The sequence below is a fragment of the Citrobacter sp. CK181 genome, from assembly GCF_030333595.1.
GTDB classification, from domain to species: Bacteria; Pseudomonadota; Gammaproteobacteria; order Enterobacterales; family Enterobacteriaceae; genus Citrobacter_B; species Citrobacter_B koseri.
This window is the reverse complement of the sequence record NZ_JAOWFN010000005.1, coordinates 15,741-39,590: the sequence shown is the minus strand read 5'-3', so window position 1 is coordinate 39,590 and position 23,850 is coordinate 15,741. Positions and strand designations below refer to the sequence as shown.

Here is a 23,850-nt window from a genome sequence, read left to right as displayed (position 1 = left end):
ATGGCTTATCAATCGCAAGACATCGTTCGTCGTTCCGCGACTAACGGTTTCACTCCCGCGCCACAGGCGCGGGATCACCAGCAAGAGGTGGCGAAGCTTATCGACGTCACCACCTGTATTGGCTGTAAAGCCTGTCAGGTGGCCTGTTCGGAATGGAACGATATTCGTGATGAAGTGGGCAGCAACATCGGGGTGTACGACAACCCGGCTGATCTGACCGCAAAATCCTGGACGGTGATGCGCTTCTCGGAAGTGGAGCAAGACGACAAACTGGAATGGCTTATCCGTAAGGATGGCTGTATGCACTGCGCCGATCCGGGCTGCCTGAAGGCATGTCCGGCAGAAGGGGCTATTATTCAGTATGCCAACGGCATTGTCGACTTCCAGTCTGAGCAGTGCATCGGCTGCGGCTACTGCATCGCCGGTTGTCCGTTCGATGTGCCGCGCCTCAACCCGGACGACAACCGCGTTTATAAATGTACGCTGTGCGTTGACCGCGTGGTGGTGGGGCAAGAACCGGCCTGCGTGAAGACTTGCCCGACTGGCGCTATCCACTTTGGTTCCAAAGAGGCGATGAAAACGCTGGCAGGCGAACGTGTGGCTGAGCTGAAAACCCGTGGTTACGACAATGCAGGTCTGTACGATCCGGCAGGCGTCGGCGGTACTCACGTCATGTACGTGCTGCACCATGCCGACAAACCGAATCTGTACCACGGTCTGCCGGAAAACCCGGAAATCAGCGCGACGGTGAAATTCTGGAAAGGCATCTGGAAACCTCTCGCAGCGGTCGGCTTTGCTGCGACCTTTGCGGCCAGCATCTTCCACTATGTCGGTGTCGGCCCGAACCGTGCAGATGAGGAAGAAGACAATCTGCATGAAGAGAAAGACGAGGTGCGCAAATGAAACGACGTGACACCATCGTGCGCTATACGGCGCCGGAACGCATCAACCACTGGATCACCGCCTTCTGTTTCGTACTGGCGGCGGTGAGCGGACTGGGCTTTTTGTTCCCGTCCTTCAACTGGCTGATGCATATCATGGGCACCCCACAGCTGGCGCGCATTGTGCACCCGTTCGTGGGCGTGATCATGTTCGCCTCATTCATCATCATGTTTTTCCGTTACTGGCACCACAATCTAATCAATCGGGATGATATCTTTTGGGCGAAGAATATTCGTAAGATCGTCGTCAACGAGGAAGTCGGCGACACCGGACGTTATAACTTCGGCCAGAAATGCGTATTCTGGGCGGCGATTATTTTCCTGGTCCTGTTGCTGGTCAGCGGAGTGATCATCTGGCGTCCGTATTTTGCGCCTGCTTTCTCAATCCCGGTGATCCGATTCGCGTTAATGCTGCATTCATTTGCCGCAGTAGCGTTAATTGTGGTTATCATGGTGCACATTTACGCCGCCCTCTGGGTGAAAGGCACCATTACCGCGATGGTGGAGGGATGGGTAACCCGGTCATGGGCGAAGAAACATCACCCGCGCTGGTACCGTGAAGTCCGCCAGAAACAGGAAAAGTCATCTGAATGAGTATTCGCATAATCCCGCAAGATGAGCTGGAGAAGAGCGAGAAACGTACGGCGGATATGATTCCGCCGTTATTGTTCCCCCGGCTCAAAAATTTGTATAACCGCCGCGCCGAGCGTCTGCGCGAGCTGGCCGAAAACAACCCGCTTGGCGATTATCTGCGCTTTGCCGCGCTGATCGCACATGCCCAGGAAGTGGTGCTGTACGACCATCCGCTGGAGATGGATCTAACCGCGCGCATCAAAGAAGCGAACGCGCAGGGCAAACCGCCGCTGGATATTCACGTTTTACCGCGCGATAAGCACTGGCAGAAACTGCTGCATTCGCTGATTGCTGAGCTGAAACCGGAGATGAGCGGCCCCGCGCTGGCGGTAATCGAAAATCTGGAGAAGGCTTCGGAACAGGAACTGGAGCAAATGGCGAGCGCGCTATTTGAATCCGATTTTGCCTCCGTCAGCAGTGATAAGGCCCCGTTTATCTGGGCGGCGCTGTCGCTCTATTGGGCGCAAATGGCCAGCCTGATCCCCGGTAAAGCCCGTGCGGAGTACGGCGAACAGCGTCAGTATTGCCCGGTGTGCGGCTCAATGCCGGTTTCCAGCATGGTGCAAATCGGCACCACGCAGGGTCTGCGTTACCTGCACTGCAACCTGTGCGAAACCGAGTGGCATGTGGTGCGCGTCAAATGCAGCAACTGCGAGCAGAGTCGCGATCTGCACTACTGGTCGCTGGATAACGAACAGGCGTCGATTAAAGCAGAAAGCTGTGGCGACTGCGGTACTTACCTGAAAATTCTGTATCAGGAAAAAGACCCGAAAGTGGAAGCCGTCGCCGACGATCTCGCCTCACTGGTGCTCGACGCGCGCATGGAGCAAGAGGGCTTTGCCCGCAGCTCCATCAACCCGTTCCTGTTCCCGGGCGAAGGGGAGTAATTCTGACGTCAGGTCGGGTGGCGCTTGCCGCCCGGCTTATAAATGGTAAGGCGTAATGACTCCCGGAATCCCCGCAAAGTCCTTTGTATTGCGCGTCACGAGCGCAAAACGATGAATGTGCGCTGTAGCCAGAATGACCGCATCCGGCAACTTCATCCCGTATTCCTGCCTGAGACTGACACTTCTTTCAGCAATATCCTGTGAAACGCCGATAACGTTAAAAGCGCTCAATGCTATACGTGTGCGGGATTCCTGATGGTACTTTTTTGCCCCTACCATCACTTCCATCCAGGTAATGAGACTAATGGCATTCTGGGGTGAGTAAGCTTCGAGAGCCTTCTTCGCTTCACCACGCCCGCTAAATAAATCAATGAGAATATTGGTGTCAAACAACACCGGACCTTTAATCATTGCCACTCCTCGCGGAGCTTCCTTTCGTATTCAACGCCATCTTCTTCGCAACCTTGCCAGAGCCCCAGCGCATCGGAAATAGTGGTTTCGGCTTGTCCCTGCCTTTCCAGGTATTGTTCAACTGCTTCGCGTAATAGCTCTGCTCGCGGAAGATTACGCTGTTGTTTAAGGTCATCAAGCCGCTTGATAACTTCATCGGATAAATCAAGTAATATTCTGCCCATTTCCATTCCAGCCATCATACTCATATATACCTCCAGTATATCATTGGCGATTAATTTTCAAACAACATACACCGATGAAAGACCAGAAAAAAGACTTTATGAGCGCGATTTTTGCTTTTACGAGCCGCTTTCCAGAATTGCAACCTCGTCAGAACTCCCCGTTTCTTTTCGCTAAAAACCAGGTTATAACGCTGTGTATCCATACAGATAAAGGGAGCAAAATATCGAATAAAGGAGGTACCCCCTTTATCCTACTCTTCCTCGTTGCCGCCCTCTTCATAGGGGCCAAACGGTTTTGCCGGCAATACGATATAAATACCTTCAAAAACTGCGCCTGACGTCTCGTCGCCAAACAACTCCACTTGCAGTTGCACGCGTGCTTTACGGCCTCGCGCCAGCCTGTCCAGATCGCCGCTCAACGACCCCAGATCGGCAATTGCGCTGGGTTTGCCGCTGATGGGCCTGCTGTAGCGAATATGCGCATCGGCGAGAATAATCGTACCGCCCAGATGACGCTCGCGCAGCATGAGCCAGATCAGCCCCCAGCCGGTAAGCGTCGCCAGTGAAAACAAACTCCCGGCAAACAACGTGTGGTGCGGATTCTGATTGCCCGTTTCAGGCATGGTCGTAATAAATTTCTGACCAGTGTACTGCTGAATGCGCACCCCCATTTTTTCACTTAACGGGATGTGCTCATACCAGGCCTGCTGAAGCTGCCCACACCAGTCGCCACGGTGCAGAATGTCATCCAGCGTCGCGACCGGTTTAATCATCAGAAAATGGCGAACCGGCGTGGTTTGCGGGGTCGTGATTTCCCCTTGATTCACAAAGCCAAGTTTGGCGAAGAACGCTACCGCATCTTCACGGGCGCTACAGGTGACGCGTTTTACCCCTTCCTGGCGCGCCACGGACTCCAGGGTCATCGCCATCAACGTTCCCAGCCCTTTATCCTGAACAGACGGTTCAACGGCCATGAAACGAATAGAGGCTTCGTTATCCGCATTGATATACAAACGCCCTACCGCAACCAGGTTCCCCTCTTCATCCACCACCATTTGATGATGCGCCATCGCATCCCAGGCATCGCGTTCGGAGCCTTTCGGCTGGTGGAGCGGTTTGCGCAGCATTTCCCAGCGAAACTGGTAGTAACGCGCTAATTCTTCTTCTGTTTGCGGTACTCGAAGGTGATACATAGCTGTACTCTCTCTTGTTACCCGCGGCCACGCCGGAAGCTGGCTCATACCTGTAGCCAGAACGTTACGGGGCCATCATTGACCAGCGAGACCTGCATATCGGCAGCGAAACGTCCGGTTTGCGTGTTCATTTCCTGTTGGCGGCAGCGCTCAACAAAGTATTCATACAGCGCTTCAGCGCGATCCGGCGCGGCGCCTCTTGAGAAGCCCGGTCGCATACCGCGTTCGGTATCGGCGGCCAACGTAAATTGCGACACCACCAGCACGCTTCCCCCCGCCTGTTGCACGTTGAGATTCATCTTGCCTTCGGCATCGCTAAAAATTCGATAACCGAGCACGCGCTCGCACAGACGATTCGCTTTCTGTTCGTCATCATCCCTTTCGACACCTAATAACACTAAAAGTCCCTGGCCGATTTCACCCGTCACCTCGCCCTCCACGGTGACGCTGGCACGGGTTACGCGCTGAATTAATGCAATCATGATTGGTCTGCTTCTTCTTGTTCTGCGGCTTGTTTGAGTTTGCGGTATTCCCCGAGAGTGACAGTTATTTCGGCACCAAGCAAGACGATACACCATGTCCAGTACACCCAGACAAACAAAATGGGGATAACCGCCAGCACGCCGTAAATCAACTGATATGACGGGAACATGGTGATATAAAGCGCGAATCCTTTCTTTCCTGCTTCGAACAGTACCGCTGCGACAAAAGCGCCGACAACGGCATCGCGGTTTGGTACGCGCGTGGTCGGCACAATGCTGTACAGCAGCCAGAACGAAATCCAGGAGAGAATCAGAGGGAATACCCTCAGGACGTTATCGATAACCGTGTTGAGCTCACTGGCCCAGCGCAGAGAAAGCAGATAGGAGCTAATCGCCAGGCTGGCGCCCGCCAGCAGTGGCCCCAGGGTCAGGATCATCCAGTAAACGGCGAAAGAATACACTTTTGGACGCGTGCGTTTGCTACGCCAGATGGTGTTCAGGGCGCTGTCGATGGCATACATCAGCAACAGCGCCGTGACGATCAGTCCACAAGCGCCTACCGCCGTCATTTTGTTGGAATTTGCGACGAACTGCTCAATATAACGCTGAATAACATCTCCCGTCGCCGGGATGAAGTTAGCAAAAATAAAATGGCGTAACTGGAGACTGACATCGGAAAACATGGGAAAGGCGGCGAAAAGCGCAAAAACGACGGCGATCAACGGCACTAACGAGAGCAACGAGACATAGGCCAGGTTCCCCGCCAGGGTGGTCATATTGTCCTCGTCAATGCGCTGCCACAACAGTTTAAGCCAGGCCCTGACTGGACGCGTATGATGCCTGGCTTTTTGATGCACGTTTTTTAGCATAACAACTTCGCGAAATAGTCCGGGATGGTCGTTTTATCCGTCACCAGAATACTGGTGATCCCCAACTGGTTAGCCCCTTCTATATTATCGGCGTTGTCGTCAAAAAAGACCGTATCGGCGGAGGAAAAACCTTCTGTCTGCAAAACATGCTGGTAAATCCGCACCTCAGGTTTACGCATGCCCAATTCCTGAGACAGATAAATATGATTGGCAGCCTGGCGAACTTCAGGGTATTCATCTGGCCAGAAGGTCGTATGCAGACGGTTGGTATTAGACAATACGACGACACGATGCCCCTGCTCGCGAAGCTTATGCATGATGTCGATAACCTCGGGCCGTAATGCGACAAATACCGCCTGCCAGCCGTGGGAAAATTGCTCATAGCTCAGCGGCAACGCCATCTCATGGCACAATGCTTCTGCGAAGGCTTCATCAGTGATCTCCCCCCGCTCATGCTGATGAAACGCCTCTCCCATCGTAAAACTTTGCTTCAACGAAGCCAGCGGGACACGGCTCAGGTCACTCCATGCACCTAACACGCGGTTGAAGTCGATATCGACAATCACATTACCTAAATCAAAGATATAGAGCATGATCCTCTCCTTGCAAGCCGTGGATGAATAACTGTAGCGGGAAAGCAGGAGTTTGACTATGCGCCGGACAGGGAAAAAATCGACTAACGCAAACGGAAAAAAGGCGATGCAATGCATCGCCTTAACACTTTTCGCCGGATGGCGGCTTTGCCTTATCCGGCCTACAAAATAGCCCGTAGGCCCGGTAAGCGGTAGCGCCACCGGGCGCCTGCCGGATGGCGGCTATGCCTTATCCGGCCTACAAAATAGTCCGTAGGCCCGGTAAGCGGTAGCGCCACCGGGCGACCTGCCGGATGGCGGCTATGCCTTATCCGGCCTACAAAACAGTCCATAGGCCCGGTAAGCTATCTGCCATTATGGTTCAGAAGCTGTATTTCACCCCCAACATCGCTGCGGTATCGCTATAACTGTTGTCGCCTACCTGCTGAGCTACATTCCCCCACACCTGCAAACGCGGGTTAATTTGCCCTTCCACACCAACTTTCAGCTCACCAATATTTTTGGTGCCGCTGATTTCATCCCGGATCGCCCCCATCTGGACGCTCTGGTTGTGGGTATTGTGGAGCCAGTTTGCTTCAACAAACGGCTGAAACTCACGGTCTTTGCCGTCATCAATGGCGTTATGGCCTTTCAGGTATGCGCGCACACCGAGTCGGGTCATCAGGTTGCCGTCAGTTTTGTCTTTCACCTGAGTGCCGTTGCTTTCACGGTGCGAGTCAGCCTGCACGTCCATCCAGGTCACCTGGGCTTTTGGCTGGAGCCAGTAACTCGTACGCTCGCTTTCGCCTATCAGGAAGGTGTATCCCCCTTCGATAGACGCCGTGATACCGTCAGATTTGTATTTTTCACTGGCAAGATGGTCACCCTGCACGGTGTTATCAAACCAGTTATAGAGCACCCAGCTATCCAGATACGTCCCGGTTTTATCCGCTTCATTCGCATACCACGTCGCATACACCCCCGCGCTGTAGCCGTTCACATGACCGCGTGAAGCGTAGCCATTATGGGTGTTATGCGTTTTACTTTTCTGATTGGCGTAACCCGCCATCACCCCCAGATGCCAGCGGTCGAGACCATCGCTGCTCCACTGCGCCAGGTCGCCGCCAATCTGCAATACATAGCGATTAGCCTGCGTTTTCAGCTGCTTGCTGCCATCAGTAAAGCGCATATGACCACCTACGTTACGCATCCACATGCTGGTCACTTTCTGCTCGCCCGTTAATATGTCGGTGTACTGGGTTTCACCCAGGCGATCGTGCAGACGGGTGATAAACAGCGTATTAGCGGCATAGTTGTTCGCCAGATAGCTACCAAACTCAGGGCGGTATTGATGTTCACCAGGTTCAGGCGCTGGCGGTAGCGGCGGCTCTGGTGGCGCAGGGGGATCAACAGGATCGACCGGCCCTGGCGGCGTTGGTGGTTCCACGGGATCAACCGGCCCTGGTGGTGCCGGCGGGTCCACCGGGTCAACCGGTCCCGGCGGTGTTGGTGGATCGACCGGGTCCGGGTTTTCTGGTTCAGGTTCCGGCTCAGGTTCTGGTTCTGGCTCCACCGGGCTTAGCTGGCTGGTGAGATACCAGTTACTGGCATTTTTCACCACGTCATAGTCATAGCCGCCCGCCACAATACGTCCTGCTTTGGTGAACGTTCCGTCGGAAACACCCTCAACGTCCACAATCTCAATACCGTTAAGGGTCAGATCGCCCACACCGCCGATGTTATTGATGCCTACGTTGGTATTGCCGGAGGTATCCCCTTTGACGATCAGTTTATCGGTAAAAGAGTCATCGCCTTCAAGCACGGTGTTCAACACCAGTAACGCATCTGTGCCGGTGTAGTTGCCCATCACGGTCAGGGTTTTAAAGGTACTTTCGTCATCGCGGGACACGCCGTCTGCGCTATAACGCAATGTGGCCTGGTTCAGCGTCAGAGTAGAGACCACAGAGTTCCCGGTCATCGTCCATTCGCTGTTTGCACCGTTTATGTTGAGATTTATTGTGGCACGAAGCGATGTTGTATTTTCCAATTGTGATGAGTTGGCTATACCGACAAACTGGCTGCCATCATCCATTGTAAGGTCAATAATGCCACTCGAACGCGCATACAAATTGCCCTCAATATCATAGATACCAGAGCTTGCGGTATCCGTTGCGGCATCCCAGGAGCGGATTAAACCTTTACTTTGGTAGGCATACATCGCATAGGCATTATTGCCTGTCGCTTTAATGGTTGTATTCCCACCCAGATTTACTCTGGAAAAGTCACTGTTGGCGTAAGCATAGATACCATTCGCCCCGTTCCCGGTTGTCGTGATATCAGTGTTATTAAGGTTAATCTCACCTTTTCGTCCCGCATAAACCCCATGAGCATTCGAACCAGAAGTGGTGATTTTTGCAGTCCCATTGATCGTGACATCCGCAACGCCCGCCGCGCTACCAAATAAATCTCCAGGATCTTTACCAGCGTAAATACCATAGCCAGAATTTGCACCACCATTACCTCGGGTTACAACATCAGCATTCCCATGAATAATAATAGAAGATTTCGCACTCGTATTTACTCTGGAGATATTTGCGCGTAGTCCCATGCCGTCAGAAGCATCGACAGAAACATTACCGCTGACTTCAACAATTGAGTAAGCGCTGTTAAGTTCGCGTCCCAGATTAATCCCATCAGAACTGGTTCCGGTCGTGGTAATCTTGATATTTTCCGCTTCCAGCCTCCCCCCTGCGTTTTTGGAGTGAATACCGTCAGCTTCAGATCCCGTGGTGTTAATTACCAGGTCTTTAAATTTGTACCCCGTTGAATCAAGATAGACTCCCCACCCCTGAAGCGGTGTGGTTATACCATTCTGGCTGGTATTAATTAATACTTCATCAAACGTGGTGTAATCACGAGAACCACCATTCAGAGGATTACCAAAATAATAGATCGTCGTATCATCGCAGAAAAATTGCGTACTGGAGGATTGGCTACATCCTGCTGCCAGAACGTGTCCACTCAACCCGCTCAACGCCAGCGCACTGGCAATACAGAGCGCAAGCTTTGCCGGGATCGGCGTTTTTTGAATAAGACGAGAAGATTTCATGAGAGCCACCTTTTCCGTAAGGCTTTTTTATTCGGATAAAAAGCATCAAAGACGCGTGCATAAGATATTTATAAAAGGCGAAATCCATCCGCTCATCTTTATCTTTAAATAATTAAAGAGTCAGAGTTCAAAGGCGTAATGAATTGTCACCTTAGCAGAATAAATACAAGTATTCATTTAATCTGTCAATGTACGGCAGGGGCTCATGAGATAACAGTAAATAAAATGCACCTTATTTATTTGCATTATTCTTAATAACTATTTTTATAGAATAAAAGCATTCCCGGCAGGAAAATAAACGCCTTATAAAACAACAGCTATCAGGGTAACAATAAGCAGGCGGTTTTTATTTTAAGATTTTTATATCACCACCAGGATGATTATATATTTGACAAAAAGGTGAAAAAGAACCGTCTAAAAAGACGGTTCTGTTTATAACCCCTTCAGACTGACGTTGCGTCATCCTGGCCTGGGCTAACCTGGACAATCTCAACCTGCTGTGACTGAAGCAGGTTATGCAATGCCGGGCCTGGGTACTCATCAGTAAACAGCGCCGTTACCTGCGACACGTTGCCAATCTCTACCGCTGCGGAAGCATGGTATTTCGTATGATCGGCAGCAAGGAGGATATGCCGGGAGTGAGCCATCATGGTTTTCACCACACTGGCTTCATTGACGTCAAACTCCAGCAACGCGCCATCGCTTTCTATCGCGCCGACGCTGGTGACAAGATAGTCCGCACGAAACCCCGCCACAAACGCCGTCGCAGAAGGGCCGATAATGCCGCTGTTATGCGGGCGAAGCGTTCCGCCAGGCACCATCACTTCAAAACGCGGATTATTGTACAGAATATGCGCCACACGCAGGCTGTTAGTGATAATTCGCAGATGATTGTGGTTTAACAGCGCCCGCGCTACCTGCTCAACGGTCGTACCAATGGTGATAAAGACCGTGGAGCCGTCTGGAATATAGTCCGCCACCGCTTCCGCGATGGCTTTTTTCTCTTCCGTCCAGGAGACTTCTCGCTGCTCAAAGGCGGTATTCACAACGCTGGAAGCCCGTCCCGCGCCACCGTGATGACGCGTAATCAATCCCTGATCGCTCAGTTTGCGGATATCGCGACGCACGGTCTGCGTGGACACATCCAGCAGGCCAGCCAGTTCGTCAATATTCATGTAACCGCGCTCGCCAATCAGCGCCAGCAACTGATCATGCCGTGGGTTACCGGTCAGTTCAGTAAGACTCATGCAAATTCCTCGAAAAACCATTGCCTTACATTTTATACAAAAAGTGACAGAAAAGATCGGGTTTGATCACAGTCAGGGATTCCGGCACGCCCGCCTGGTCGGGTGCATTTCAGTGCGGCCACGCCGCTGGCAAACCTGACGGCCTCTTCGACTGGCGTTCCACCTGCCAGGCTAAAGGCGAGCGCACCGTGAAAAACATCCCCCGCGCCGGTGGTGTCGACCACCTCTACCGGGAATCCGGGTTGATGCCGAAAGACATTATCGTCTAACCAGTCGCATCCTTCACCGCCGCGCGTGACATAGACATGTCCATTTGTGATCATTTGTGATTTTTTTAACGCGCTTACGGTATCCTGTATTCCCGTCAGGCGCGCCAGGCCCGGTTCAGAGAAGGCGGCATGATCGCTTAACGCCACCAGCTCGCTGATGTCCTGTGGCGTCACATCGCCATCCAGAACCGTCATGACTCCGGCCCGGCGCGCCAGCGTGAATGCCCGTTTCGCCCCGTCATGCCAGCGAACATCCGCCAGCACCACATCCCATTGAGAAAAGTCGATCTCATTAAGCCAGTCAGCGTCATGCAATAAATCCGGGCTGGGATAATTGACGATAATCCGCTCCCCTTTCACATCGACGATGACCGCAGACTGTGAGGACTTCGCCCCCTCGTAACGCCGGGTATAGCGGGTATTTACCCCCAGGGATTCCAGCTCCGCCAGCAGGCTGCTTCCGGTGTCGTCATCTCCCACACGCCCAATAAAGTCCACCTGCGCCCCCAGTTTCGCCGCAGCCACTGCGGCAGTTGCAGCAGGCCCGCCGCCCACTTCCGTATAACGTTTCGCCACATATTTACCTCCTTCAGTCGGTAAACCTTCAACGTAATAGATGCGATCCATCACGGTGATACCCACACAAGCAACACGAATCATGGTCATTCCTTAAGCATTTCGGGATGCGATTATTTTAATTTCGCAAAATGTTTAAAAAGTGACGGCTGTCAATTTTTTGACCATAAATTACAAATACGATCAAAAACAGACAAAACCAGCGTCACGCAAGTGACAAAAAATGACATTCACGTTTCAGGAGAACGATATGGCAGTGATTGCATTTGTCGGATTAGGCCAGATGGGTTCGCCCATGGCGAGTAATTTGCTCAAGCAGGGCCATCAGCTCAGCGTCTTTGATGTGAACCCCGACGCCATACAGACCCTGGTGGAAAAAGGTGCTCGTCCTGCCAGCAGCCCGGCGCAGGCGGCGAAAGAGGCCGAGTTTGTCATCACAATGCTGCCTAATGGCGATCTCGTTCGCAGCGTGTTATTCGGCGATCAAGGCGTTTGCGAAGGCTTGTCGCAGGACGCGCTGGTGATCGATATGTCCACCATCCATCCGCTACAGACGGACAAACTTATCGCAGATATGCGCGCCAGAGGGTTCAGCATGATGGATGTCCCGGTCGGTCGAACATCCGATCACGCCATTGCGGGGACGTTGCTATTACTGGCAGGCGGCAGCGCAGAACAGGTGGAGCGCGCAACGCCGGTACTGATGGCGATGGGCAATGAGTTGATTAACGCTGGCGGCCCCGGCATGGGGATTCGCGTAAAGCTTATCAATAACTATATGAGCATCGCGCTGAATGCGCTTTCTGCCGAAGCCGCCGCGTTATGCGAAGCGCTGGGCCTCTCCTTCGACGTCGCGTTAAAAGTGATGAGCGGAACCCCGGCAGGCAAAGGCCACTTCACCACCTCCTGGCCCAACAAAGTGCTGAAAGGCGACCTTTCTCCCTCCTTCATGATCGATCTGGCGCACAAAGACTTGGGGATTGCGCTGGATGTTGCCAACCAACTGCATGTGCCGATGCCGCTCGGCGCCGCATCCCGTGAAGTTTATAACCAGGCTCGCGCCGCCGGTCGTGGCCGGGAAGACTGGACAGCCATTCTCGAACAGGTGCGTAACAGCGCCGGGTTACCGAACAAATTCAAAATGTAACGACTGAATAAAGGAAAACTGAATGAACAACTACACCATCAAAGACATTACGCGCGCATCCGGCGGCTTTGCCATGCTGGCGGTCGATCAGCGTGAAGCGATGCGCTTAATGTTTGCAGCTGCTGGTGCGAAGTCTCCTGTTGCCGACAGCGTACTGACGGATTTCAAAGTGAATGCCGCAAAAGCGCTGTCTCCTTATGCCTCCGCCATTCTGATTGACCAACAGTTCTGTTACCGCCAGGTGGTGGAGCAAAACGCGATTGCAAAAAACTGCGCCATGATCGTCGCCGCCGATGCGTTCATTCCCGGCAATGGCATTCCTGTCGATAGCGTCGTCATTGATAAAAAGATCAATCCACAAGCGATAAAGCAAGACGGCGGTAAAGCGCTAAAACTGCTGGTGCTCTGGCGCAGCGATGAAGATGCCCAACAGCGTCTTGATATGGTCAAAGAATTTAATGAGATGTGCCACAGCAATGGTCTGGTGAGCATTATCGAACCGGTTGTGCGCCCACCTCGCCGTGGCGATAAGTTCGACCGTGAACAGGCCATCATTGATGCCGCAAAAGAGTTGGGCGACAGCGGCGCGGATCTCTACAAAGTTGAAATGCCGCTGTACGGCAAAGGCGCGCAGCACGACCTTCTCGCCGCGTCACAGCGCCTGAACGAGCATATCAATATGCCGTGGGTCATCCTCTCCTCCGGTATTGATGAAAAATTGTTCCCTCGGGCGGTTAGAGTCGCAATGACCGCAGGCGCATCCGGTTTTCTGGCGGGTCGCGCCGTCTGGTCATCGGTGATTGGCCTGCCGGATACCGAACTGATGCTGCGTGATATTTCTGTGCCTAAGTTGCAGCGTTTGGGTGAGATCGTCGACGAAATGATGGCCCGCCGTCGTTAATGTGAGGATGAAAGCATGAAATGGTTTAACACGTTGAGCCACAACCGCTGGCTGGAGCAAGAAACCGATCGCATTTTTGACTTTGGGAAAAAATCCGCAGTACCTACCGGTTTCGGCTGGCTGGGAAATCAGGGACAGATCAGAGCGGAGATGGGTACGCACCTGTGGATTACCGCCCGTATGCTGCACGTTTATTCCGTTGCCGCATCGATGGGCCGTCCGGGCGCATATCAGTTAGTCGACCATGGTATTAACGCGTTGAACGGCGCGTTACGCGATCGGCGCTACGGCGGCTGGTATGCCTGTGTGAACGATGAAGGCGTGATGGACGCCTCCAAACAGGGATATCAGCATTTCTTCGTCCTGTTAGGGGCGGCAAGCGCCGTCACCACGGGCCATCCACAGGCCAGAAAACTGCTGGATGACGCGATCGAGGTCATCGAAAAATACTTCTGGAGCGAAGAGGAGCAGATGTGCCTGGAGTCCTGGGACGAAGCCTTCAGCCAGACCGAAGATTACCGTGGCGGCAACGCCAACATGCATGCCGTAGAGGCTTTTTTGATCGTGTACGACGTGACCCACGATCGTAAATGGCTCGACCGCGCGCTGCGCATCGCCTCCGTCATTATTCACGATGTGGCCCGCAACGGCGACTACCGCGTCAACGAGCACTTCGATGCGCAGTGGAACCCCATTCGCGATTACAACAAAGATAACCCTGCCCACCGTTTCCGCGCTTACGGCGGCACGCCGGGGCATTGGATCGAGTGGGGTCGCCTGATGCTGCACCTGCATGCGGCCCTGGAAGCGCGTTTTGAAACTCCTCCCGCCTGGCTGCTGGAAGATGCCAAAGGGTTATTCCACGCTACCCTTCGCGACGCCTGGGCGCCCGATGGCGCAGACGGCTTCGTCTACTCCGTGGACTGGGACGGCAAACCGATTGTACGTGAAAGAGTGCGCTGGCCGATTGTGGAAGCAATGGGCACCGCTTACGCCCTGTATACCCTCACCGGCGATAGCCAATACGAAGCCTGGTATCAGAAGTGGTGGGATTACTGCATCACTTATCTGATGGACTACGAGAACGGTTCGTGGTGGCAGGAGCTGGATACCAATAACCAGGTGACCACCAAAGTGTGGGACGGCAAGCAGGATATTTACCACCTGCTGCATTGCCTGGTGATCCCGCGCCTGCCGCTGGCGCCGGGGCTGGCTCCCGCCGTTGCTGCGGGCCTGCTGGATAGCAACGCGAAATAACAATATGACATGCCGGATGGCGACGTTAAGGCGTCTTATCCGGCCGACGAGCGCCGTGCTAACCGTAGGCAAGAGCGCTGCCGTCCGGCAACATTGAGGATAGAAAACTTATGCATACCCTACACAATATCACCCTGACAACAACCGATGACGGCTTCACCCTGAGCTGGCAAGATCGTCTGCTGCTATCTCACAGCGCAGAAAATCCCTGCCTGTGGATTGGCGCCGGCGTCGCCGATATCGACATGTTTCGCGGTAATTTCAGCATAAAAGATAAGCTGAATGAGAAAATCGCGCTGACTGACGCAACGATAAGCCAGTCCCCGGATGGCTGGTTGATCCATTTCAATCGCGGCGATGCCATCAGCGCAGCGTTACACATCGCCACCGATGAGGCGGGCCGCCTGACGCTGAAACTGCAAAACAGCGATCTTACCCATAACCGCATCTGGTTACACCTGGCCGCCCAACCAGAAGATCACATCTATGGCTGCGGCGAACAATTCTCTTATTTCGATTTACGCGGCAAGCCTTTCCCGCTCTGGACCAGCGAACAAGGCGTCGGGCGCAACAAAAACAGCTATGTCACCTGGCAGGCGGACTGCAAAGAAAACGCGGGCGGGGATTACTACTGGACCTTTTTCCCACAGCCCACTTTTGTCAGCACGCAAAAGTACTACTGCCACGTCGATAACAGCTGCTACATGAATTTCGACTTTAGCGCGCCGGAATACCATGAGCTGGCGCTATGGGAAGACAACGCCACCCTGCGTTTTGAATGCGCCGACAGCTACATCGCCCTGCTGGAAAAATTGACGGCGCTGTTAGGCCGCCAGCCGGTGTTGCCGGACTGGGTTTACGACGGCGTGACGCTCGGCATTCAGGGCGGCACCGACGTCTGCCAGCAGAAGCTGGACACCATGCGCAACGCAGGCGTGAAGGTGAATGGCATCTGGGCGCAGGACTGGTCCGGCATCCGCATGACCTCTTTCGGCAAACGCGTGATGTGGAACTGGAAGTGGAACAGCGACAACTATCCGCAGCTGGATACCCGTATCAAACAATGGCAAGAAGAAGGCGTGCAGTTCCTCTCCTACATCAATCCTTACGTCGCCAGCGATAAAGATCTTTGCGCCGAAGCGGCCAGACACGGTTATCTGGCAAAAGACGCTGCGGGCGATGACTATCTGGTTGAGTTCGGCGAGTTTTATGGCGGCGTCGTGGATTTGACCAATCCTGAAGCCTATGACTGGTTCAAGAATGTCATCAAGAAAAACATGATTGAGCTGGGTTGCGGCGGCTGGATGGCGGATTTCGGGGAATACCTGCCAACCGACACTTACCTGCATAACGGCGTCAGCGCGGAAATTATGCATAACGCCTGGCCGGCGCTGTGGGCGAAATGTAACTACGAAGCGCTACAAGAGACCGGCAAGCTGGGCGAGATCCTGTTCTTTATGCGTGCGGGTTATACCGGCAGCCAGAAATACTCCACCATGATGTGGGCGGGCGATCAGAACGTCGACTGGAGTCTGGACGACGGTCTCGCCTCCGTGGTGCCTGCCGCATTGTCGCTGGCGATGACGGGTCACGGTCTGCATCACAGCGATATTGGCGGTTATACCACCCTGTTCGACATGAAGCGCAGTAAAGAGCTGCTGCTGCGCTGGTGTGACTTCAGCGCCTTCACCCCGATGATGCGTACCCACGAAGGGAACCGCCCCGGCGATAACTGGCAGTTTGATGGCGACGCGGAAACTATCGCCCACTTTGCCCGTATGACAACCGTCTTTACCACCCTGAAACCGTATCTCAAACAGGCGGTGGCGCAGAACGCCAGAACCGGTCTGCCGGTCATGCGCCCGCTGTTCCTGCACTACGAGGACGATGCGCAGACCTACACCCTGAAGTACCAGTATCTGCTGGGTCGCGACCTGCTGGTTGCGCCGGTCCACGAACAAGGACGCCGCGACTGGACGCTATATCTGCCTGAGGATAACTGGCTCAACGCGTGGACGGGCGAAACGCTTCGCGGCGGCGAGATTACCGTGGACGCGCCGCTCGGCAAGCCTCCGGTCTTTTACCGTGCAGAGAGCGAGTGGGCATCTCTGTTTGCCTCTTTACGCACTATCTAATACGGCTCGCCCGTGGGGAAACTCACGGGCATATGGAGAAAAATAATGAGTCAAACGTCATCAAATCCGGCGACCCTACGCTTGCCGTTTAAAGAAAAACTTGCCTATGGGATGGGTGATTTAGGCTCCAATATCCTGCTGGATATTGGTACGCTTTATTTACTTAAGTTTTATACCGATGTGCTGGGTCTACCAGGCACGTATGGCGGTATTATTTTCCTGATCGCCAAATTCTTTACCGCCTTCACCGATATGGGCACCGGGATTATGCTCGACTCGCGGCGTAAAATCGGCCCGAAAGGCAAGTTCCGTCCGTTCGTGCTCTATGCCGCGTTTCCTGTGACCCTGCTGGCCATCGCCAACTTTGTTGGCACGCCGTTTGAAATCACCGGTAAGACGGTGATGGCGACGGTGCTGTTTATGCTGTACGGCCTGTTCTTCAGCATGATGAACTGTTCGTATGGCGCGATGGTGCCCGCCATTACCAAAAACCCGGATGAGCGCGCCTCGCTTGCCGCCTGGCGTCAGGGCGGCGCCACGCTCGGCCTGCTGCTGTGCACCGTCGGTTTTGTTCCGGTGATGAATCTGATCGAAGGGAACGCACAGCTAAGCTATATTTTCGCCGCCACGCTGTTCTCACTGTTTGGTCTGCTGTTTATGTGGCTCTGCTACGCAGGCGTCAAAGAGCGTTATGTGGAGGTAAAATCGGTTGAAGCGACCGAAAAACCGGGGCTGCTTCAGTCGTTTCGCGCCATTGCCGGGAACCGTCCGCTGTTCATTTTATGTATCGCGAATCTCTGCACCCTGGGCGCTTTCAACGTTAAGCTGGCGATCCAGGTGTATTACACCCAGTACGTACTGAATGACCCGATCCTCCTCTCCTGGATGGGCTTTTTCAGCATGGGCTGCATTTTTATCGGCGTCTTTTTAATGCCCGGCGCGGTAAGACGCTTCGGCAAGAAAAAGGTCTACATCGGCGGCCTGCTGGTTTGGGTTATCGGCGATCTTCTCAACTACTTCTTTGGCGGCGGCTCGGTCAGTTTTGTCGCGTTTTCCTGTCTGGCGTTTTTCGGTTCAGCGTTTGTGAACAGCCTGAACTGGGCGCTGGTCTCCGACACGGTGGAATACGGTGAATGGCGCACCGGCGTGCGTTCAGAAGGAACGGTATACACCGGTTTTACCTTCTTCCGTAAGGTGTCTCAGGCGCTGGCGGGCTTCTTCCCCGGCTGGATGCTGACCCAAATCGGCTACGTGCCCAATGTGGTGCAATCGGCAGGCACTGTCGAAGGTTTGCGGCAGCTGATCTTTATTTATCCGTGCGCGCTGGCGGTGATAACCATCATCGCAATGGGATGTTTCTACAACCTCAACGAGAAGATGTATGTCCGCATCGTTGAAGAGATAGAAGCCCGTAAACAAACGGCTTAACAATGATAATAAAGGCGCCCTTCGGGGCGTTATTGAGGAGCGATTATGTCTGACCATGATCCGCTGACGCTAAAACTGAGCCTACGGGAAAAATATGCCTATGGCATGGGTGACTTCGGCTCAAATTTGATGCTGTGTATCGGTACGCTGTATCTGCTTAAGTTTTATACCGATGAACTGGGAATGCCCGCATATTACGGTGGGATTATCTTTCTGGTGGCGAAGTTCTTTACCGCGTTCACCGATATGTTGACGGGGGTGCTGCTGGATTCCCGTCGTCATATTGGCGCTAAAGGTAAGTTTCGCCCTTTCATTCTGTATGCATCATTTCCTGTCGCGCTGGTTGCCAGCGCGCAGTTTCTCGCCACCGATTTTACACTGACGATCAAAACGGCGCTGGCAACCGTACTGTTCATGCTGTTTGGCCTGTTTTACAGCCTGATGAATTGCTCATACGGGGCGATGGTGCCCGCTATCACCAGAAACCCGCATGAGCGCGCCCAACTCGCAGCATGGCGTCAGGGCGGCGCAACGCTCGGTCTGTTGCTGTGTACCGTTGGCTTTATGCCGATTCAGGCGCTCTTTACCCAGTCATCTTCTCTGGGTTATCTGGTAGCCGCGCTGATTTTCTCCGTTTGCGGCCTGTTCAGTATGTGGTGGTGTTTCAGCGGGGTGAAAGAACGGTATATCGATATCGTTCCGGCCCACCATAAGCCCAGCATTCTTAAATCCTTCTGTGCGATTTTCCGCAATCCGCCGCTGCTGGTGCTCTGCGTGGCCAACTTATGTACGCTGGCCGCGTTTAACATCAAACTGGCGATTCAGGTCTATTACACCCAGTACGTGCTGAACGACATCCATTTGCTGTCATGGATGGGATTTTTCAGTATGGGGTGCATTCTGGTCGGCGTACTGCTGGTGCCCGTAACCGTAAAACGGTTTGGGAAAAAGCAGGTCTATCTCGGCGGCCTGACGCTGTGGGCTATCGGCGATGTGCTGAACTTTCTCTGGGGCGGAACCTCTTTCCTGTTCGTGATCTTCTCCTGCATGGCGTTTTTCGGCACCGCGTTCGTTAACAGCCTGAACTGGGCGCTGGTTCCTGATACGGTCGATTACGGCGAATGGAAAACAGGCATTCGTGCGGAAGGGTCGGTCTATACCGGTTATACCTTCTCACGAAAAATTTCTGCGGCGCTGGCGGGTTTCTTGCCCGGCATTATGCTGACGCAAATTGGCTACGTGCCGAACATAGCGCAAAGCGCGGAGACGTTACTTGGCCTGCGTCAGCTGATATTTCTCTGGCCATGCGGCCTGGCGATTATCGCCGCACTCACAATGGGCTTTTTTTATAAGCTCAATGAAAAACGTTTTGCTTTTATTATTGAGGAAATTAGCCAACGAAAGAAACAATCGATACAAACCGGCGTTGTAAGCCATTAAAAAACCTCTGTTCTAATTAAATAAAATAATTGCCGCTCTATCCATTTCGATGGATAGCGGCTCCCTACGCTTAAAAAATGGATTTACTATGAAAACGTTGAACACAATAATGCTGTTATCCTCTGTTATCTCCACTTCTGTTTTTGCGGGCGCGTATGTGGAAAACCGCGAGGCCTATAATCTGGCATCCGATCAAATGGAATTCATGCTGCGCGTTGGATACAACTCCGATATGGGGGCTGGAATTATGTTAACCAACACCTATACGCTACAGCGTGATGATGAATTAAAGCATGGCTATAATGAAATTGAGGGTTGGTATCCGTTATTTAAACCGACGGACCGGTTAACCATTCAACCCGGTGGTCTGATAAACGATAAAAGCATCGGTTCTGGCGGCGCTGTTTATCTGGACGTCAATTATAAATTCACGCCGTGGTTTAACCTGACGGTTCGTAACCGTTACAACCATAATAACTACAGTTCTACTGATTTAAATGGTGAATTAGATAATAACGATAGCTATGAAATCGGCAACTACTGGAATTTCATCATTACTGATAAATTTTCTTATACCTTTGAGCCACACTATTTTTATAATGTGAATGATTTTAACAGCAGCAACGGAACCAAACACCACTGGGAAATTACCAATACTTTCAGATACCGGATTAACCAGAACTGGCTGCCGTACTTAGAGTTACGTTGGTTGGATCGCAATGTGGAGCCCTACCATCGGGAGCAAAACCAGATTCGTGTCGGGGTAAAATATTTCTTCTGATTTTAATTATGCGATCTTCAACTGAAAGATCGCATTTTTAATTTTTATGAAAACATTTAAATTATAATAATAATTTATTTTCATTAATATATAGAAAACATTTAATAATACACATCCTATATAAATAATGTAATAACTTCTTTTTTATACCTTACATAATTCAAGTAGCAGGACGGTAGCGACACAGCTACGTCGCCACCTTGATGTAATGCGAAATACATTGGTATATATTAACAATAAAGGAGTTATTATAATGTCATGGAATAAACATTCCGCAGTAACCTTTGCACGCCAGCATGCACACCAACAAAGTACTCATTTTTGTGCCCGTGCCGTTGCAGCCGCGATACGAGCTGGCGGTATTCAGATTGAGGGAGCCAATGCCATGAATTTTGATCGTTCACTTGAGCGTGCCGGATTCAGGCAAGTTTATGGTGAACCGATGGAAGGAGATGTCGCAGTGATAAGCGCATTACCTGGCCCGCATCAATATGGTCATACCTGTATTTACGATGGGATGGGAACATGGTATTCCGATTTCATTCAACGCAGTATGTACCCTGGCCCACATTACAGGGAGCTACATCCTGCTTTTAAACTTTACAGGCACAATTAATATGAAAGAATTATTGAAATTATTGATATTACTTTCCATCAGTTTCGCAACATTTGGCGCAATTGATGATAAAACCCCCATATCTCGGGCGCTTGAATTCAATAAATGGTATATTAATCAGATAAATAAAGATATTTATCCTATCAGCGCCGGTCATGAAATTGATAACTTTGTTACGTCAGACACGATGAAAAAGCTGCGTCATGCGCAAGATCCTAAATACGCGGACGATGAATTTTATGACGCTGACTTCTTTATTAAGGCGCAATACATCGGCGATGACTGGCCAACCAACGTAACCGTAGTTTCATCCGATTATGATCCGGTTTGTGTGAATGTATATGTGTCATTTGGCAAAAAACGCGATCACATTGTCGTTGATTGTATGGTCCGGGAGGGAGGGAGGTGGAGAGTTCAGTCAGTCGTCGGACATGAGATTTACCACAATAGCAACTTACAGTAATAAATCGAGAGTCAAAAAAAGCCGCTGAAATCAGCGGCTTTTTGTTGCCGGATGGCGGCTAATGCCTTATCCGGCCTACGAATCGGAGTTATCAGGCCGATTTTGTAAGCCCGTCTTACTCTTCTTTCGCGCCGCGCATTGCACGACGACGATCGTTTTCCGTCAGGTGACGTTTACGAATACGGATAGAGGTTGGAGTCACTTCTACCAGTTCGTCGTCATCGATGAACTCCAGAGCCTGCTCCAGGGTCATCTTGATCGGCGGAACCAGAACCGTTGCTTCGTCAGTACCAGACGCACGCATGTTGGTCAGTTTCTTACCGGTCAGGCAGTTTACGGTCAGGTCGTTAGAACGGCTGTGAATACCGATGATCTGGCCTTCGTAAACTTCCGCGCCGTGACCCAGGAACAGCTTACCGCGATCCTGCAAACCGAACAGTGCGAACGCAACCGCTTTACCCTGACCGTTGGAGATCAGTACGCCGTTCTGACGCTGGCCCACTTCGCCCGGACGGATATCGTCGTAGTGGCTGAAGGTGGAGTACAGCAGACCCGTACCGGAGGTCATGGTCATGAACTCTGAACGGAAACCGATCAGACCTCGGCTTGGGATCACGTAGTCGAGACGTACGCGGCCTTTGCCATCTGGATTCATGTTTTTCAGGTCGCCTTTACGCTCGCCCAGCGCCTGCATCACAGAACCCTGGTGCTGCTCTTCGACGTCCAGCGTGACGTTTTCGTACGGCTCTTGTTTACGGCCGTCGATTTCGCGGAAGATAACTTTCGGACGGGAAACCGCCATCTCGAAACCTTCACGACGCATGTTTTCAATCAGAACGGACAGGTGCAGTTCACCACGACCGGATACACGGAACGCGTCCGCATCTTCGGTTTCTTCAACGCGCAGCGCAACGTTGTGTACCAGTTCTTTGTTCAGACGCTCAAGGATCTGACGAGAGGTCACGTATTTACCTTCTTTACCGCAGAACGGAGAGGTGTTTACGCAGAAGAACATAGAAACGGTCGGCTCATCAACAGACAGCGCTGGCAGCGCTTCAACATTCTGCGGATCGCAGATGGTGTCGGAGATGTTCAGCTCGCCCAGACCGGTGATTGCAATGATATCGCCCGCTTCCGCCAGGTCGCTATCAATACGTTCCAGACCCAGGTGAGTCAGCACTTTACCCACTTTACCGTTACGGGTTTTACCTTCGCTATCGATGATAGTGATCTGCTGGTTCGGCTTCACTTTACCGCGCTTGATACGACCAATGCCGATAACGCCAACATAGTTGTTGTAGTCCAGCTGAGAGATCTGCATCTGGAGCGGGCCGTCCAGGTCAACGTCCGGTGCCGGTACGTGGTCAACGATCGCCTGATACAGCGGGGTCATGTCTTCCGCCATATCTTCGTGATCCAGACCTGCGATACCGTTCAGCGCCGAAGCGTAGATGATCGGGAAGTCCAGCTGTTCGTCGGTCGCGTCGAGGTTAACGAACAGGTCGAATACCTGGTCTACAACCCAGTCAGGGCGCGCGCCAGGACGGTCAACTTTGTTGATAACAACAATCGGCTTCAGGCCATGAGCAAAGGCTTTTTTGGTCACGAAGCGCGTCTGCGGCATCGGGCCGTCAAATGCGTCAACCACCAGCAGCACGGAGTCTACCATGGACATTACACGTTCAACTTCACCACCGAAGTCGGCGTGTCCTGGGGTATCAACGATGTTGATACGGTAATCATTCCATTTGATAGCAGTGTTTTTAGCGAGGATGGTAATCCCACGCTCTTTCTCCAAATCGTTGGAGTCCATCACACGCTCTTGAGTTTCGGCACGCGCATCAAACGTACCGGATTGCTGTAGCAGCTTATCGACCAGGGTAGTTTTACCGTGGTCAACGTGCGCGATGATGGCGATGTTACGCAAATTTTCGATCACAACTTTGCCTCAGGCATTAGAAATAGCGCGTTATTGTACACGGATTAATCGCACTACAAAACAGGATCACAGAGATCCTCCGCAAACAAGTATTGCAGAGTTTCTTTGTGATCGCTTTCACGGAGCGTTAAAAGGGTCACTCACTGTCCATTGCACCAACATGGTGCTTAATGTTCACATTAAAGCACTATATTGGTGCAACATATCCACTATGGTGCGGCCCTTTTGCACGATGGTGCGCATGATAACGCCTTTTAGGGGCAATTTAAAAGTTGGCACAGATTTCGCTTTGTATTTTTTACGGCGACACGGCCAATTTTTGCAGAATTG

Annotated in this window: 22 protein-coding genes; 12 read left to right on the top strand and 10 right to left on the bottom strand. The window is 52.3% G+C overall.

What is annotated here, in order from left to right; all coding sequences use genetic code 11:
• Genes fdoH through fdhE form a run of 3 tightly spaced genes read left to right on the top strand, consistent with a single transcriptional unit; the run spans position 1 to position 2,461 of the window.
• Positions 1 to 903, top strand: a complete 903-nt coding sequence (gene fdoH, locus OGW17_RS00205; RefSeq protein ID WP_071259455.1) for a formate dehydrogenase O subunit beta — start codon at positions 1 to 3, stop codon at positions 901 to 903.
• On the top strand, positions 900 to 1,535 hold the full coding sequence (fdoI, locus tag OGW17_RS00200) for a formate dehydrogenase cytochrome b556 subunit (protein WP_012133917.1): 636 nt from the start codon (positions 900 to 902) through the stop codon (positions 1,533 to 1,535). The genes fdoH and fdoI overlap by 4 nt, the downstream gene beginning before the upstream one ends.
• Complete coding sequence (gene fdhE, locus OGW17_RS00195) at positions 1,532 to 2,461, top strand: formate dehydrogenase accessory protein FdhE (protein ID WP_047459875.1); 930 nt, start codon at positions 1,532 to 1,534, stop codon at positions 2,459 to 2,461. The genes fdoI and fdhE overlap by 4 nt, the downstream gene beginning before the upstream one ends.
• Before the next feature lie 36 nt (positions 2,462 to 2,497).
• Here fdhE and OGW17_RS00190 read toward each other — a convergent pair whose 3' ends face one another.
• The 9 genes from OGW17_RS00190 to OGW17_RS00150 form a co-directional block, all read right to left on the bottom strand.
• Complete coding sequence (locus OGW17_RS00190) at positions 2,498 to 2,872, bottom strand: type II toxin-antitoxin system VapC family toxin (RefSeq protein ID WP_012133919.1); 375 nt, start codon at positions 2,870 to 2,872, stop codon at positions 2,498 to 2,500.
• On the bottom strand, positions 2,869 to 3,114 hold the full coding sequence (locus OGW17_RS00185; RefSeq protein ID WP_162790489.1) for a ribbon-helix-helix domain-containing protein: 246 nt from the start codon (positions 3,112 to 3,114) through the stop codon (positions 2,869 to 2,871). The genes OGW17_RS00190 and OGW17_RS00185 overlap by 4 nt, the downstream gene beginning before the upstream one ends.
• Positions 3,115 to 3,347: 233 nt before the next feature.
• Positions 3,348 to 4,289, bottom strand: a complete 942-nt coding sequence (gene fabY, locus OGW17_RS00180) for a fatty acid biosynthesis protein FabY (RefSeq protein WP_024130670.1) — start codon at positions 4,287 to 4,289, stop codon at positions 3,348 to 3,350.
• 44 nt (positions 4,290 to 4,333) lie between these two features.
• Positions 4,334 to 4,771 carry a D-aminoacyl-tRNA deacylase gene (dtd, locus tag OGW17_RS00175; RefSeq protein WP_047459887.1) on the bottom strand — a complete coding sequence of 146 codons (438 nt, stop codon included), beginning with the start codon at positions 4,769 to 4,771 and terminating at the stop codon, positions 4,334 to 4,336.
• The gene (locus tag OGW17_RS00170; RefSeq protein ID WP_012133924.1) at positions 4,768 to 5,640 is read right to left on the bottom strand and encodes a virulence factor BrkB family protein; all 873 of its coding nucleotides are present in this window, start codon (positions 5,638 to 5,640) and stop codon (positions 4,768 to 4,770) included. The genes dtd and OGW17_RS00170 overlap by 4 nt, the downstream gene beginning before the upstream one ends.
• Positions 5,634 to 6,233 carry a glucose-1-phosphatase gene (gene yihX, locus OGW17_RS00165; protein WP_071259453.1) on the bottom strand — a complete coding sequence of 200 codons (600 nt, stop codon included), beginning with the start codon at positions 6,231 to 6,233 and terminating at the stop codon, positions 5,634 to 5,636. The genes OGW17_RS00170 and yihX overlap by 7 nt, the downstream gene beginning before the upstream one ends.
• Before the next feature lie 361 nt (positions 6,234 to 6,594).
• On the bottom strand, positions 6,595 to 9,321 hold the full coding sequence (locus OGW17_RS00160) for an autotransporter outer membrane beta-barrel domain-containing protein (RefSeq protein WP_071259451.1): 2,727 nt from the start codon (positions 9,319 to 9,321) through the stop codon (positions 6,595 to 6,597).
• A gap of 443 nt (positions 9,322 to 9,764) precedes the next feature.
• Positions 9,765 to 10,568 (bottom strand): DeoR/GlpR family DNA-binding transcription regulator, encoded by an 804-nt coding sequence (locus OGW17_RS00155; protein WP_012133927.1) that lies wholly within the window; start codon positions 10,566 to 10,568, stop codon positions 9,765 to 9,767.
• Positions 10,569 to 10,600: 32 nt separating this feature from the next.
• The gene (locus OGW17_RS00150; protein WP_071259449.1) at positions 10,601 to 11,497 is read right to left on the bottom strand and encodes a sugar kinase; all 897 of its coding nucleotides are present in this window, start codon (positions 11,495 to 11,497) and stop codon (positions 10,601 to 10,603) included.
• A gap of 166 nt (positions 11,498 to 11,663) precedes the next feature.
• Between OGW17_RS00150 and yihU the strand changes: the two genes are divergently transcribed.
• The 9 genes from yihU to OGW17_RS00105 all read left to right on the top strand — a co-directional run bounded on the left by yihU (position 11,664) and on the right by OGW17_RS00105 (position 21,581).
• Positions 11,664 to 12,560 carry a sulfolactaldehyde 3-reductase gene (gene yihU / locus OGW17_RS00145; protein WP_024130674.1) on the top strand — a complete coding sequence of 299 codons (897 nt, stop codon included), beginning with the start codon at positions 11,664 to 11,666 and terminating at the stop codon, positions 12,558 to 12,560.
• Positions 12,561 to 12,582: 22 nt separating this feature from the next.
• Complete coding sequence (gene yihT / locus OGW17_RS00140) at positions 12,583 to 13,461, top strand: sulfofructosephosphate aldolase (RefSeq protein ID WP_047459903.1); 879 nt, start codon at positions 12,583 to 12,585, stop codon at positions 13,459 to 13,461.
• Between the two features lie 15 nt (positions 13,462 to 13,476).
• Positions 13,477 to 14,718 (top strand): sulfoquinovose isomerase, encoded by a 1,242-nt coding sequence (gene yihS, locus OGW17_RS00135; RefSeq protein WP_047459905.1) that lies wholly within the window; start codon positions 13,477 to 13,479, stop codon positions 14,716 to 14,718.
• Positions 14,719 to 14,828: 110 nt separating this feature from the next.
• Positions 14,829 to 16,853, top strand: coding sequence for an alpha-glucosidase (locus OGW17_RS00130; RefSeq protein WP_071259445.1), 2,025 nt, complete (start codon positions 14,829 to 14,831; stop codon positions 16,851 to 16,853).
• Positions 16,854 to 16,898: 45 nt separating this feature from the next.
• Positions 16,899 to 18,281 carry an MFS transporter gene (locus OGW17_RS00125; protein WP_071259443.1) on the top strand — a complete coding sequence of 461 codons (1,383 nt, stop codon included), beginning with the start codon at positions 16,899 to 16,901 and terminating at the stop codon, positions 18,279 to 18,281.
• Positions 18,282 to 18,326: 45 nt separating this feature from the next.
• On the top strand, positions 18,327 to 19,721 hold the full coding sequence (locus OGW17_RS00120; RefSeq protein ID WP_071259441.1) for an MFS transporter: 1,395 nt from the start codon (positions 18,327 to 18,329) through the stop codon (positions 19,719 to 19,721).
• 88 nt (positions 19,722 to 19,809) lie between these two features.
• On the top strand, positions 19,810 to 20,502 hold the full coding sequence (ompL, locus tag OGW17_RS00115; protein ID WP_024130675.1) for a porin OmpL: 693 nt from the start codon (positions 19,810 to 19,812) through the stop codon (positions 20,500 to 20,502).
• A gap of 253 nt (positions 20,503 to 20,755) precedes the next feature.
• Complete coding sequence (locus OGW17_RS00110) at positions 20,756 to 21,118, top strand: CHAP domain-containing protein (protein WP_071259439.1); 363 nt, start codon at positions 20,756 to 20,758, stop codon at positions 21,116 to 21,118.
• A gap of 1 nt (position 21,119) precedes the next feature.
• Entirely contained in the window at positions 21,120 to 21,581 is a 462-nt protein-coding gene (locus OGW17_RS00105) for a YqhG/Tai3 family protein (protein ID WP_071259437.1), read from the top strand.
• 115 nt (positions 21,582 to 21,696) lie between these two features.
• Here the strand turns inward: OGW17_RS00105 and typA are convergent, their stop codons facing one another.
• The gene (typA, locus tag OGW17_RS00100; protein ID WP_012133937.1) at positions 21,697 to 23,520 is read right to left on the bottom strand and encodes a ribosome-dependent GTPase TypA; all 1,824 of its coding nucleotides are present in this window, start codon (positions 23,518 to 23,520) and stop codon (positions 21,697 to 21,699) included.
• Positions 23,521 to 23,850: the final 330 nt, after the last annotated feature.